Consider the following 13,105-nt stretch of genomic DNA (forward strand, 5'->3'; position numbering starts at 1 on the left):
TGTCAAAAAATGAAGCGGAAACAAATGATGAAACCGTTTCTCTTTGTATCGGGAAGGCAGTAAACTCAAGCAGTGATTGGTTATCCGAATGCGAATGTTCCGTTGAACAAATTATTATTGGGGGGACTTTCATGAAACATCGAATGTTTATTCCGGATTTTTTGAAACGGGCGGTAACGTATTATCCGGATAAAACGGCTGTGGTGGACGGCGATATCCGATTAACGTATCGACAGTTGGGAGAACGAGTGAACAAGCTCTCCAACATGCTTATTGACCTAGGGATCAAGAAAGGGGATCGTGTGGCCTATCTTGCACCCAACACACTGCAAAAGCTTGAGGGCATGTTCGGGGTGACACAGATCGGCGCGGTGACGGTTCCATTAAATACCCGCCTGATACCTTCCGCATACGCCTACATTATCAATCACAGCGGAGCCAAGGTTTTAATGGTTGATGCGGACCTGGCTCCGCTTGTTGAGCCGGTGCAGGAGGAACTGGTAAACGTGGACCATTTTATACTGCTCCCCTCTCCTGTCCAGAAAGAAAGAGAAGGCTGGATCAGTTATGAAACTTTGCTCGAGGATTATTCAGCCGAGACACCGCCTATCCCTGAGATTGATGAAATGGATCTGGCCAGCATCCTGTACACGAGCGGAACCACGGGTCCTCCGAAAGGAGCCATGCATTCTCACAGGAGCCTGTATTTTAACGCAATCAACGGGTTAATTCATGTTCGTGTAACCGACAACGACGTATTGCTTCACATCCTCCCCTTGTTCCATGTGAACGGCTGGGGCACGCCTTTTGTTATTACAGCTATGGGAGGAACGCATGTGATGCTCAGGAAAATCGATCCTCCGCATATTTTTGATCTGATCGAGCAGGAGAAAGTCAGTTTGGCCTGTATGGCGCCGACGGTTATCAATATGCTGCTGCATGATCCGAAAGCAAAAACAGCGCGGATCAGTCATCATTTAAAAGCTATTGTTGCGGGCGCCGCGCCTCCTCCTTCCTACATTGAACGGGTGGAAGAGTTCTTGAATTGGGAGTTTATCCAAGGGTATGGAGCGACGGAAACGGCGCCTTTAGTGCTGCTTACTCAGTTCAAGTCCCATATGGATCCGAGTATAGAAAATGTACGCCGGATCAAGGCCAAAGCCGGTATGTGCATGATGAATATGGATATTAGGGTGGTGGATGAGGCGGGACGGGATGTTCTTCATGACGGAGAACAGATCGGCGAGCTCATTGTCAGAGGCAACAATGTGATGGAGGGTTATTGGCGGCAGCAGGAGGAAACGGATAAAGTGATCAAAGATGGATGGTACTATACCGGTGATATGGCGACGATTGACGAAGAAGGATACGTTGATATTGTCGACCGCAAAAAAGACATCATCATCAGCGGAGGCGAAAATATTTCTTCGATTGAAGTGGAAGGTGTCATCGCGCGTCATCCGGCAATACTGGAGGCTGCGGTGATTGCCGTTCCTCACGAAAAATGGGGGGAAGTACCGCATGCCATCTGCATAGTGAAAGAAGGTAAAACCGTGACGGAAGAAGAACTGGTTGCTTTTTGCCGGAACAACCTGCCTTCTTTCAAATCGCCGAAATCCTGCTCTTTTGTGCAAAATTTTCCGAGAACGGCAACGGGAAAAATCCGCAAAATGGAGCTGCGCAACCCATTTTGGTCAGGTAGAGAAAAAAAGGTTAATTAACGGATAAAAGCTGGCGTACGTTAAGCTGATCGGTGAAAAATGAAAAGAGACGGAAGGAACGGGAGGAGAATTCATGAGTCGGATGATACGCAAAGCAGCGGTTATCGGGTCCGGGGTGATGGGATCAGGGATCGCCGCACATTTGGCAAACTCAGGGATCGCTTGTTTGCTGCTGGACATTGTACCGGATCGATTAACCCCCGAAGAAGCTGCCAAAGGGCTGAGTTTGACGGATCCGGAGGTAAGGAACCGCCTGGCCTCGTCGGCTGTCGCCGGTTTGAAGAAACACCGGCCGGCTCCTTTATATGACAGCAGCTTCGCGGATCTGATCACTCCGGGAAATATTGAAGATCATCTAGAGCAGTTAAAAAAGGTTGACTGGATTATCGAAGTCGTCGTAGAGAACTTGGCAGTCAAAAAAAATCTGCTTGAGAAGGTAGAAAGAAACTGGCGGGAGGGAACCATCGTCAGTTCCAATACTTCCGGAATTTCCATCAATGAAATGGTACAGGGAAGGAGTGATGGATTCAAACGGCACTTCTTGGGAACACATTTCTTTAATCCTCCGCGCTATTTAAAACTGCTGGAAATAATCCCGGGGAAGGAGACGGATCCGGCAATCGTGGATTTTATGTCCTCCTTTTGCAATAAAACGCTTGGGAAGGGTGTTGTCAGGGCCAAAGATACACCGAACTTCATCGGTAATCGTATTGGAACGTATGGTCTTCTTGTTACATTGCAGGAGATGAGCAATGCAGGGTACAGTGTGGATGAGATCGATGCTATAACGGGACCCGCTATGGGCCGCCCGAAGAGCGCTACGCTTCGAACCCTTGATGTAGTGGGCATCGATACGTTTATCCATGTCGCGCAAAACGTACATGACAACGTTTCAGGCGAAACAGAGAAGACCGTTTTTACCGTTCCTGAATACTTGCGCGAAATGGTCGCCCTTGGATGGAACGGAGCCAAAAGCGGGCAGGGCTTCTATAAAAGTGTTCCGACGAAAAAGGGAAAAGAGATCCTGGCGCTTGATATCGATTCCATGGACTATAAGCCGCGTCAGAAAATCGCTTCAGCGACTCTGGCCACAGTTGCTAAGATCAGGGGAACCCGGGAAAGAATCAGAGCTTTGATCAACGGCGACGACCGGTTTTCGAAACTAGCATGGACCGTGACGAAAAAAATGCTGCTCTACTCAGCGGAAAAACTGGGTGAAATATCGGATTCTATAGTGGAAATCGACCGGGCGATGAAGTGGGGCTTCAACTGGGAACTGGGCCCTTTCGAAACGTGGGATGCGATTGGACTTGAAGCCTCCGTTTCACGCATGGAAGCGGAAGGTCTCACGATACCCGAATGGGTTAAAGAATGGATCGCCGCCGGTCATCATTCATTTTATAAATGGCAGGAAGGCAGAATCTATCATTTTCAAACCGTCCCCGATGAATCCGCCGTTCAGCCGGACGAATTATGGGAAAAACGAAGGGAAGCTGTCCAAATCCAACCGGCGAGGCAGCAGTATACGGCGCTCGAGCAAACTTCGGACTCTATTTCGCTTCAGTCTCTGAAAACGCAAAACAAAATCATCCTGTCCAACAACGGCGCGAGTCTGATCGACCTTGGAGACGGCGTAGTCTGTCTGGAATTCCATTCGCCGAATAACGCGATCGGCGACGAGATCATTGAGATGATGGAAAAAACCATGGACGAGGTAAGAAGCCGTTTCAAAGGACTCGTGATCGCCAATGAAGGAAAGAATTTCTGCGTCGGAGCCAATCTCAAGCAGTTGCTGGGTTACGCGGCAAATAAAGATTGGCCGGCAATCGACAGAATGATCCACACCTTTCAGGACACCTTGCTGCGGTTAAAATATCTTGAAAAACCGGTGGTCGCCGCACCGCATCAGATGACACTGGGAGGCGGCGTTGAAGTGTGCCTCGCCGCAGATCAAGTCAATCCGTTTGCGGAGACATACGCCGGGCTGGTCGAAACGGGAGTGGGTCTCATCCCCGCCGGGGGCGGCTGCAAGGAGATGGCTCTTCGCGCGGCGGAAGTCATTAAAGATTATCCGGAAGCGGATCTGCAGCCTTTTGTAAACAGACCGTTCGAAATGATCGGAACGGCAAAAGTATCAACCAGCGCCTATGAGGCGAAAAAAATCGGATGGTTGAGAAAAACCGACCGTGTGATCGCCAGCAGGGATGACCTGATATATGAAGCCAAGAAAACAGTTTTATCTCTAGATGCCCTCGGTTATGTACCGCCCAGGGAAGAAAAAATCAAGGTCATCGGAGAAAGCGGAAAGGCTTTGCTTCTCTTAGGCACTTACCACATGCGCCGGGGCGGTTACATCAGCGATTATGATCGCATCATTACCGGCAAACTGGCACACATTCTTTCAGGCGGAAATGTTCCTTCAGGCGCTTTAGTAACGGAACAATACTTACTTGATCTAGAAAGGGAGGCATTCCTCAGTCTGTGCGGTGAAACAAAAACACAGGATCGGATTCAGCACATGCTTGTTAAAGGGAAGCCGCTGCGAAACTGACGGTTCAAGATGAAACGATAGAGGTGAAGAGAATGAACGAAGCCGTAATTGTCTCAGTCGCAAGGACGCCCATAGGCAAAGCGAAAAAAGGAAGCTTGGCACAAACAAGACCGGAAGATCTTGGTAAAACGGTTCTGGACGCCGTGATCGATCGCGCTCCCGGTCTAGAGAAAAAAGATGTGGAGGATATCATCATCGGCTGCGCGATGCCGGAGGGGCCGCAAGGGCTGAATGTCGCCCGAATCATTTCGCTCTACTCCGGTTTTCCTGAGATCGTACCGGCTCTGACCATCAACCGCTTCTGCTCCTCGGGGCTGCAGGCCATCGCGTTTGCCGCTGAACGGATTATGCTGGGCTATTCGGACGTCATCGTGGCCGGCGGCGTGGAAAGTATGAGCCAAGTTCCGATGAGCGGTTTCAAGCCGTCGCCTCATCTGAAGATCGTGGAAGAGATGCCCGAACTATACATCAGCATGGGCCATACAGCGGAAAATGTGGCGGAACGGTTCGGAATCAGCCGGGAGGATCAGGACCGGTTTGCCGTTTCGAGCCACCAAAAAGCTGCGGCTGCCATCAGAAATGGAAAGTTCAAAGAAGAAATTACTCCGGTTCATACGCAGCTCAAAGGGATCGATGCAAATGGAGGTCTGCGGAATAAAGAGTTTACATTCGCTGCAGATGAAGGCGTGCGTCCGGATACTTCTGTAGAAAAGCTGGCGACTTTGCGCCCCTCGTTTTCGGCTGCGGGATCCGTGACTGCCGGTAACGCATCGCAAATGAGTGACGGTGCCGCAGCCGCTGTTGTTATGAGTAAAGAGAAGGCACAGATCCTCGGCTTACAACCGCTCGCCACTTTTCGTTCGTTCGCCGTTGCCGGTGTGGAGCCGGAAATCATGGGAATCGGACCGGTCAAAGCCATCCCCAAAGCACTGAAGCTGGCCGGCCTGGCTTTGGAAGACATTGCTCTGTTTGAAATCAATGAGGCGTTCGCCTCTCAGTGCCTGCAGGTGATTCGCGAATTGGCACTTGATGAGGAAAAAGTGAATGTAAACGGCGGAGCAATTGCCCTGGGTCATCCGCTTGGCTGCACAGGCGCCAAATTGACTTCCAGTCTGATCTATGAGCTGAGGCGACGGGGAGGCGGATTCGGTGTGGTGTCGATGTGCATCGGCGGCGGGATGGGTGCGGCCGGTATTTTTGAAGTGCACGCCCCTTAAATCCGCAGTGATAGTTGCCGCTGCTGCGGGCCCATTGCGACAAACATTTTGAAGGGAGAGTTGAAGGATGGTCTTAAAGAGCAAAGGAACGGGTGCAAACTTTTTAATCGAAGAAACGGATGCGGCCGGGGTACTGACACCCGAAGATTTTTCTGAAGAACAGCGCATGTTTGCGGAAACAACCCTGAACTTTATCGATAAGTCGGTCGCCCCGAACGACAAACAGATCGAAAATCTGGATTATGACCTGACAGTGAATTTACTTCGGAAAGCGGGAGCACTCGGGCTGCTTGGTGCGGATGTGCCGGAATCTTTCGGTGGTTTGGGCGCGGACAAGGTAAGTTCCACTTTGATTACCGAATCACTGGTCAGGGGATCCTCATTTTCTTTATCCGCCTCGGCGCATTCGGGTATCGGAACGCTTCCCATCGTTTTTTTCGGGAACAAGCAGCAAAAGGAAAAGTATCTGCCCGATCTGGCAAGCGGAACGAAACTTGCGGCTTACTGCCTGACGGAACCCTCTTCGGGTTCGGACTCTCTCAGCGCAAAAACAACGGCGAAGCTTTCCGAGGACGGGACGTATTATCTTTTGAACGGACAGAAACAGTTTATCACGAACGCGGGGTTTGCCGATCTGTTCACCGTCTACGCCAAAATCGACGGAAAGGATTTTTCAGCTTTCCTCGTTGAGCGTTCGATGGAGGGCGTCAGTTTCGGACCGGAAGAAAAAAAGATGGGGATTAAAGGTTCTTCAACCCGGCCGGTCATTCTCGAGGATGTCAAAGTTCCGGTGGAAAATCTGCTTGGCGAACCGGGAAAGGGCCATATCATCGCCTTCAATATTTTAAACATCGGACGTTTCAAACTGGCCGCCGGGGCGCTCGGCGCGTCAAAGGAGGCCATCAGGATTTCAGCGAAATTCGCAAATGAACGGAAACAATTTCAGAGGCCGCTCTCTTCTTTTCCGTTGATTCGCCAAAAGCTTGCCGACATGAATACGAAGGCTTACGCTCTGGAAAGCATGGTTTACCGCACGGCAGGACTGATTGACGACTCATTGAAAGATCTCGATTACAGCAGTCCGGACGCGGGACTGAAGTCGGCTAAAGGTATGTCCGAGTATGCGATTGAGTGTTCCATCAACAAGGTGTTTGGTTCCGAAGCATTGGATTTCGTTGCCGATGAGGGTGTGCAGATTCACGGCGGATACGGTTACACCCAGGATTACAAAATCGAGCGGATTTACAGGGACTCCAGAATCAACCGCATTTTTGAAGGAACGAACGAGATTAATCGATTGCTGATTATTGGTACCCTTCTGAAGAAAGCGGAAAGAGGCGAACTGCCGCTGCTCAGAAAACTGGGCACGCTGGAATCCGAAATTCACGATTTGCTGCAGAAAAAAACAGGAGACGGCAGCCTGCAACCGGAAGCTTATGTCGTATCTTCGGCGAAGAAGATCCTCTTATTCGTTCTCGGGCTCGCGATTAGAAAGTATGACCGGCAATTGCAGCTGGAGCAACAGGTGATGAGCCATCTCAGTGATATGATCATCCAAATTTATGCCATGGACAGTGTTTTTCTGCGCTCCATGAAACGTCATGAGAAACTGGGGCAGGAAAAGGCGGAAAACGGTCTGGATATGATGCGGGTGTTTGTTAATGAAGGAATTGAAAAAATCGGGTGCCTTGCCAAAGAAACGCTGGCTCATATTGAAGAAGGAGATTCATTGCTTCAGAGACTGGCTGTTTTAGAAAAATTAACACGCCGGGTGCCGATCGATTCTATGACGGTAAAAAAACGCATCGGGAAACGGGTGGCAGAAAAAGAGAGCTATAGCATTTAAAAGAGGTGCGGTGTTCCAGAAAGTCTGTCAAAATACATGAAACCGGCGTAAAAATGACTCCTTTTGCGCCGGTTATTTTTGCGCTTTTACGCGTGATGGATCGACCGAATGAAAGAGAAAGTGCGGTACACTGATTGATCTCCGAGTTAAGTATTTTCTTTACGGTGCAATTTAGATAGAACGTTGAGTAAAATGAACAGGAGAGAGAGTTTTGGTGCATTCATGCTTTTTCGTATCAATCAGATCGCGATCTTTAATTATGGAGATGATAAAAATGGGCAGGAAGGGTTTATCCGATCGCTTGTTATTGTTCTTCTCATGGATGGCGGCGATTGCCGCCACCTGCGGGAGCTTGTATTTCAGTGAAGTCAGACATTTAATACCTTGCACGCTCTGCTGGTATCAAAGAATCTTAATGTATCCGCTGACGATTATTCTGGGTATCGCTTATTTTAGAAAAGATTTTTTAATCAGGAAGTATATCCTTCCCATTTCAATCTTGGGTTTCATTATTGCTTCATACCATTATACGATCCAGCTTTTTCCGGACCTATACTACGTCCGGACATGTTCGGTCGCCGATCCGTGCACCGATCAGGATTTTTCCGTTTTAGGTTTTGTTACGATTCCTTTTATGTCGGGAACGGCCTTTTTTCTCATTACACTATCCATGCTTCTAATGAGAACAAGTTCATCCGAATATCATCCGGGTTCTTCAAAAGAAAAAGCGTTGAAAGAGAAACGGTCAGAGGAAAAAGCCTGATCTTGTTTTTTGCTTTCAGAGCCGAGCCGAAAACTGAGCTGAATCGGCTGCAAAAAGATCTGTCATGCGCAGCGGGTTCCATGCGATCTGTTGCCGTTTTTGAGAAACATAACAGGGGGACCGGCGGATGGGAAGAGAGAAGCGCCGTATAAAAAGCCATTGTTTCATCAGGTGAGGCAATGTGTTACTGAACAACGGGCAAGTTTACATGGAGCACTCTATATTCTCTGGGTGTACATGAAACTTGCTTCTTAAAACGCTCAATATAGTAACTTGTACTTCCAAATCCTACAAACCCGGCAATCTGGCTTACAGTCATATCTGTTGCCCACAGCAGCTCTATGCTTTTATTGATCCGGTAGTTCACGATATAGTCGAACACCGTGCATTTTACAATCCGTTTAAAAAAGCGGCAGCATTCTCCTTTGCTGATATGAGCGATAGCTGCTATCTCCTGAAGTGTTATTTTTTCCATATAATGGGCATGTATATAGGACATTATTGTTTTTATTCTCTGCTGATCGATGTACTCATTCGCATTCGTTTCTGATCTCAATCCATTCTGATTTGAAATAAGCAGTTTCCAAATAGCTGCTAATGATATACATATGTCGAGTTCATATCCATAAGCTTTTTGGGTATAAAATTGATAAACATCTTTTATTTTTGTTAATATGATTTTTTGCCACTCCACTTTATTGTCCAATGTGACCGCGGAAAAACCTTCAAGTTTCAGATAAGGTTTCACATACTTTTGCTCAATGGCACTGCCTTGGAAGAATGACAGCATTTTAACAGCGATGTCCAGACAAATAAAAGTGCTGTCTGGCTTTGATACCGGCTTTGATCGGTGCAGGCACCCGCTGTTGATAAAAATACCCTGGCCTGATTTTAAGGCATATGCTTTTTGATTAACCCAAAACTCCACTTCTCCTTTGGTCACCAGTGAAAACTGAATTTCGTCATGCCAGTGCCAGTTGACGAATCCTAAGACATTTTTATCGAGTTGATCCACATAAACAGCCATCGGGAATTCATAACTTCCATGCAATGTTGTTTCCTTGTGATTTTCGTCAATAGGTATCTCTTTTTTCTCCATGTTGTCGCCTCGGTCAATATAACACTACTATAGGTTAATATTTTTGTAGAAAAAACGTTAACTATCAATATAATTATATTATGTTTTCAGTAATGAAGCGAAGTTTTTCAACACGATCATTAGAAAATATAACTCAGTTAGATGAAGATGGGATGAGTATGGGGAGACCAGAGAAAAAAATTCTTTATAGGAATAACAGTTACTCCAGGATCACAGGAATGGCACTTGTTTTAACAGGGGCGATTCTATGGGGCGTTTCCGGAACTGTCGCTCAATTTTTATTTCAAAATTTAAAAATAAACGTGGAATGGTTAACCGTATTAAGACTATTGTTGTCCGGACTCCTGCTGCTCGGAGTTAATTACAATAAAGAAAAAGCAAAGATATGGGGTATTTGGAAAGATAAAAGCGGAAGAATAAGTATTATACTATTTGGTTTATTCGGGATGCTGGGTGTTCAGTACGCCTATTTTGCAGCGATTAAGAACGGCAATGCGGCAACAGCAACCGTTCTTCAGAGTTTGGGTCCTGTGATTATAACCTGTTACCTGGCGTTTAGCCTCCGAAGACTGCCTAAATTCAAAGAAATAATGGCTGTTAGTTTAGCAGTTTTCGGTACGTTCTTGTTAGTGACTCACGGCAGCGTTCATCGTTTGTCGGTCTCTGTCTTAACTCTGTTTTGGGGCTTGTGTTCGGCTTTTGCTGCAGCATTTTACACACTTCAGCCTCGGAAGCTTCTTCACAAATGGGGATCTATTGTTGTTGTCGGTTGGGGGATGCTGATTGGAGGAGCGGGTTTGAGCTTTATTCATCCTCTATGGATGATGACGGGCAGATTTACTTTTTCTTCCATTGTATCTATCGGCTTTATTATTATTTTCGGGACATTGATCGCTTTCTTTTGCTACCTGGAGAGCCTGAACTATTTAAGTGCCTCTGAAACGAGTGTGCTCGCAACTGCCGAACCTTTGTCTGCTGCGTTGTTATCGGTAATATGGCTTCGTATTCCCTTCGGTTTTTTTGATTATGTGGGAGCACTTTTTATTATGAGTACAATTTTCATTTTATCCATGAAAGATAAACACGCTTCCGCAATGTCTTAAAAGCAATCCAATCGTATTGATAGGGATGTCTCAGTTTGCCTGGCTTTCTTTAGAGGGACGGACTTTCCGAGCAATAACGATTTTGTCATTAGTTATTGAAAATTCCAACAAAAAACAGCCCCCCGACTCTTAAAGAGAGGAGGGGAGTACTTGTCCTTTTCTTTAAATTGTTTTGCCCTTATCGCAGAGCCTTGACAATACCGATGACCTCTTCCGGATCCGTTCGGTTCTTATAGTCCGAATCGACATGGGAAAATACGATCGTTCCCCTTTGATCGACAACAAAAGTCGCCGGCTTCGGCAGTTCCCAGTTCTCGTTCCCATTATGGGCAGGCAAATCGATCCCAGACTTTTTGTAGAGCTCGATCAGTTCATCCTGCAATTTGAATAGCAGATCATACGCCTTAGCCACTTCTCCGCCTTCATCGCTTAATACAAAAAACTCCAGTTCATCTTTTTCCTTTGTTGAAAGGGAAGCATCAGGTGTCTGCGGGCTGATTGCGATCAGCTGAGCACCCGCGTTTTTAATTTCAGGCAGTGCCCGCTGATAGGCTCTGAGTTCGAGATTGCAATAGGGGCACCAGCCGCCGCGATAGAATGAAAGGATAACCGGGCCTTTGGCAAGTTGATCCGACAGGGAGATATTGCGGCCGGTCGCGTCAGGCAGTGTAAAATCCGGGGCGTGATCGCCCTTCTTCAGGCCTTTCGCGATTCCGGACTCTTCCAGCTTCTTGATTGCCTGCGCATTAATCCGCTTCTTCTCAGGTGACGCTTTTTTACTGGAGGAAGCTTTATATTCATTGATTTCATCAATTAGTGAAGCCATTTTGGAACCTCCTAAATTTATCAATACCCTTATTTTAATGAAAACCAGACCGGATTTCTATGAATTTGACTTGAACGAAATTTTAATCTAAAAAAAATTTTCCCCGGTCTCTGTATTTTCTTGTACAAATAAGAAAATATAAAAGATTAGAGGTGTCTAGTATAAGAAAAACTAAGGCTCAGGCTGTCGTCAAAGACCAAGTTTTTCTTGGAAAATGTTGCTAACACCTGGAAAACATGAGAAAATTTATTTCGTGAGCGCGTGTGATTGAAAAATTGTTCGAGCAGGTTTGCAATAGAAGTTGTCAATCTATAAATTATAGTTTAGAAAAAATAATGGAGGCACCATTCATGGCGTATGCACAGTTTACGGTTTCCATCAACAGGCCGGTCAATGAAGTGTATGATTTTATTTTAAACGGAGAAAATAATAAATTTTGGAGGCCTTCTGTCATAGAGGTCAAAAAGGAAACCGATGAAAGTGTTGCCGTCGGAACAAAGTTTATTCAGAGTATGAAGGGCCCTTTTGGGAAAAAAATCAGCGGAGATTACGAGATAACCGGCTGTGAAACGAATAACAATATTGCGTTTAAGGTTGTCTCGGGACCGGCTAGACCAAGCGGAAATTATGACTTTAATGATGAGGGGACATCAACAAAGGTTACGTTCACCCTGTCATTGACGCCAACCGGAATCGCAAGGCTCATGGATCCGATGATCAATAAGCAGATGCAGCTTGAGGTCGCCAATCTTTCGAATATGAAAACATACTTGGAGAAACAGCATTAAATAGCTTTACATTTTTCTTGCTTTTCGTCAAAACAAGCGCGGAATGACATCGTAATGGATGAATTCCGCGTTTATTCTTTATCAATAGCAAAAGGTGTGGTTTGGAGATCCGTCTAAAGAACCGGTAATCACCATAATTCGGTTTCTGATCCATTCGTTAACCCAAACTGATCAGCAGCGGCAGATAAACGAAACTGAGAACCGTTGTGATGGAAACAATCAGGGAGACCAGCTGCGTTTCTCCGTCGAATTTTTCTGCTAGCGTGACCGTGTTAATGGCAGCCGGCATGCTGATTTCCACAAACAGAACAGAAGCGAGCAACCCGTGTATCCCGAGCACAAACAGCACCAGTTTTGCGAGGACAGGAACGGCCGCAATTCGTAACATGACACCCAGCCACACATCGCGACGGTGCAGCCCTGATAACTTTGTATTCCCCAGTTTGATGCCCAGAATCAAAAGCACAAGCGTCGGGTATGCTGTGCCGAGCATCTGAACGGCAGTATCTGTTCCGGGCGGCAGCGGCAGATGCAGCACGTCCAGGACAATCCCGACAAGACAGGCATAAATGATCGGAGATTTAAAGATATGTTCCAGCGCCTGTTTTCCGTTCATGCTGGAACGTGAAGCGACATACATGCCGAGAACATTTACGAGAATGATCTGGCCGATCACGTAAACGGCGCCCAAAGAAAAGCCTTGGCGGCCAAAAGCCAGAAGCAGCACGGGCAGTCCGTAATTGTTTGCATTGCTGAAAAGCGTGGTCAGGGTTAAAGCACGGGTTGCGTTTTCCGGCAGACGGGCACACCTGGAAGTGAAAACAGCCAGCCCCCACTGCAAAACGGTCATGACCAATGTGAATAAAACAATGTGAAGAACGTTTCCCCCCTGCAAATGAGATCCCGACAGTGCAGATAAAATAAGTGCGGGGGCCAGTATATATAGAGTGATGTCCGCAAGAAGCTTTGTATCGACGGGACGGCGCTTCTGAAGCAGTACACCGCAGGTACAGATCATAATGATCGGAACGGTAATAGATATCAGAAGATGGAGATAGGCGTACATGAAGGTTCCTCCGGGACTAAGGCGTATGTTTGTTGCATCACTTTTGTAAATGGATAATGGAAGGATGTTTCGAGGAAAGTCGCTGTCTCCACTTTAAATCAGTCTAACTCGCTAGACGGCCAGCG

General features: G+C 46.9%; 10 protein-coding genes. 7 read left to right on the forward strand and 3 right to left on the reverse strand.

Annotated elements, in window-relative coordinates; all coding sequences use genetic code 11:
• Window positions 1-131 precede the first annotated feature (131 nt).
• The 5 genes from IEX81_RS09475 (at window position 132) to IEX81_RS09495 (ending at window position 8,098) form a co-directional block, all read left to right on the forward strand.
• Window positions 132-1,721 carry a long-chain-fatty-acid--CoA ligase gene (locus IEX81_RS09475; RefSeq protein WP_188802845.1) on the forward strand — a complete coding sequence of 530 codons (1,590 nt, stop codon included), beginning with the start codon at window positions 132-134 and terminating at the stop codon, window positions 1,719-1,721.
• A 73-nt stretch (window positions 1,722-1,794) separates the two neighbouring features.
• A complete protein-coding gene (locus tag IEX81_RS09480; protein ID WP_188802846.1) occupies window positions 1,795-4,272 on the forward strand; it encodes a 3-hydroxyacyl-CoA dehydrogenase/enoyl-CoA hydratase family protein in 2,478 nt (825 codons plus the stop codon).
• Window positions 4,273-4,304: 32 nt separating this feature from the next.
• Window positions 4,305-5,489, forward strand: a complete 1,185-nt coding sequence (locus IEX81_RS09485; RefSeq protein WP_188802847.1) for an acetyl-CoA C-acyltransferase — start codon at window positions 4,305-4,307, stop codon at window positions 5,487-5,489.
• Between the two features lie 67 nt (window positions 5,490-5,556).
• The gene (locus tag IEX81_RS09490) at window positions 5,557-7,335 is read left to right on the forward strand and encodes an acyl-CoA dehydrogenase FadE (protein ID WP_188802848.1); all 1,779 of its coding nucleotides are present in this window, start codon (window positions 5,557-5,559) and stop codon (window positions 7,333-7,335) included.
• A 274-nt stretch (window positions 7,336-7,609) separates the two neighbouring features.
• The gene (locus IEX81_RS09495) at window positions 7,610-8,098 is read left to right on the forward strand and encodes a disulfide oxidoreductase (RefSeq protein ID WP_188802849.1); all 489 of its coding nucleotides are present in this window, start codon (window positions 7,610-7,612) and stop codon (window positions 8,096-8,098) included.
• A gap of 184 nt (window positions 8,099-8,282) precedes the next feature.
• Here IEX81_RS09495 and IEX81_RS09500 read toward each other — a convergent pair whose 3' ends face one another.
• Window positions 8,283-9,197, reverse strand: a complete 915-nt coding sequence (locus IEX81_RS09500; protein ID WP_188802850.1) for an AraC family transcriptional regulator — start codon at window positions 9,195-9,197, stop codon at window positions 8,283-8,285.
• A gap of 158 nt (window positions 9,198-9,355) precedes the next feature.
• Between IEX81_RS09500 and IEX81_RS09505 the strand changes: the two genes are divergently transcribed.
• Window positions 9,356-10,300 carry a DMT family transporter gene (locus tag IEX81_RS09505; protein ID WP_188802851.1) on the forward strand — a complete coding sequence of 315 codons (945 nt, stop codon included), beginning with the start codon at window positions 9,356-9,358 and terminating at the stop codon, window positions 10,298-10,300.
• Window positions 10,301-10,478: 178 nt separating this feature from the next.
• On the opposite strand, the gene IEX81_RS09510 is transcribed toward IEX81_RS09505, so the two are convergent.
• Entirely contained in the window at window positions 10,479-11,126 is a 648-nt protein-coding gene (locus tag IEX81_RS09510; protein ID WP_188802852.1) for a peroxiredoxin-like family protein, read from the reverse strand.
• A 350-nt stretch (window positions 11,127-11,476) separates the two neighbouring features.
• Here IEX81_RS09510 and IEX81_RS09515 point away from each other — a divergent pair, with 350 nt between their 5' ends.
• The gene (locus IEX81_RS09515; protein WP_188802853.1) at window positions 11,477-11,914 is read left to right on the forward strand and encodes an SRPBCC family protein; all 438 of its coding nucleotides are present in this window, start codon (window positions 11,477-11,479) and stop codon (window positions 11,912-11,914) included.
• Window positions 11,915-12,071: 157 nt separating this feature from the next.
• Here the strand turns inward: IEX81_RS09515 and IEX81_RS09520 are convergent, their stop codons facing one another.
• A complete protein-coding gene (locus IEX81_RS09520) occupies window positions 12,072-12,980 on the reverse strand; it encodes an AEC family transporter (RefSeq protein WP_188802854.1) in 909 nt (302 codons plus the stop codon).
• Between the last annotated feature and the right edge of the window lie 125 nt (window positions 12,981-13,105).

Source organism: Sporolactobacillus putidus (assembly GCF_014647035.1).
GTDB classification, from domain to species: Bacteria; Bacillota; Bacilli; order Bacillales; family Sporolactobacillaceae; genus Sporolactobacillus; species Sporolactobacillus putidus.

Excerpts from the sequence above, each read along its gene's own strand:
- IEX81_RS09475 (WP_188802845.1), top strand. The coding sequence starts at position 132 with ATGAAACATCGAATGTTTATTCCGGATTTTTTGAAACGGGCGGTAACG.
- IEX81_RS09480 (WP_188802846.1), top strand. The coding sequence starts at position 1,795 with ATGAGTCGGATGATACGCAAAGCAGCGGTTATCGGGTCCGGGGTGATG.
- IEX81_RS09485 (WP_188802847.1), top strand. The coding sequence starts at position 4,305 with ATGAACGAAGCCGTAATTGTCTCAGTCGCAAGGACGCCCATAGGCAAA.
- IEX81_RS09490 (WP_188802848.1), top strand. The coding sequence starts at position 5,557 with ATGGTCTTAAAGAGCAAAGGAACGGGTGCAAACTTTTTAATCGAAGAA.
- IEX81_RS09495 (WP_188802849.1), top strand. The coding sequence starts at position 7,610 with ATGGGCAGGAAGGGTTTATCCGATCGCTTGTTATTGTTCTTCTCATGG.
- IEX81_RS09500 (WP_188802850.1), bottom strand. The coding sequence starts at position 9,197 with ATGGAGAAAAAAGAGATACCTATTGACGAAAATCACAAGGAAACAACA.
- IEX81_RS09505 (WP_188802851.1), top strand. The coding sequence starts at position 9,356 with ATGGGGAGACCAGAGAAAAAAATTCTTTATAGGAATAACAGTTACTCC.
- IEX81_RS09510 (WP_188802852.1), bottom strand. The coding sequence starts at position 11,126 with ATGGCTTCACTAATTGATGAAATCAATGAATATAAAGCTTCCTCCAGT.
- IEX81_RS09515 (WP_188802853.1), top strand. The coding sequence starts at position 11,477 with ATGGCGTATGCACAGTTTACGGTTTCCATCAACAGGCCGGTCAATGAA.
- IEX81_RS09520 (WP_188802854.1), bottom strand. The coding sequence starts at position 12,980 with ATGTACGCCTATCTCCATCTTCTGATATCTATTACCGTTCCGATCATT.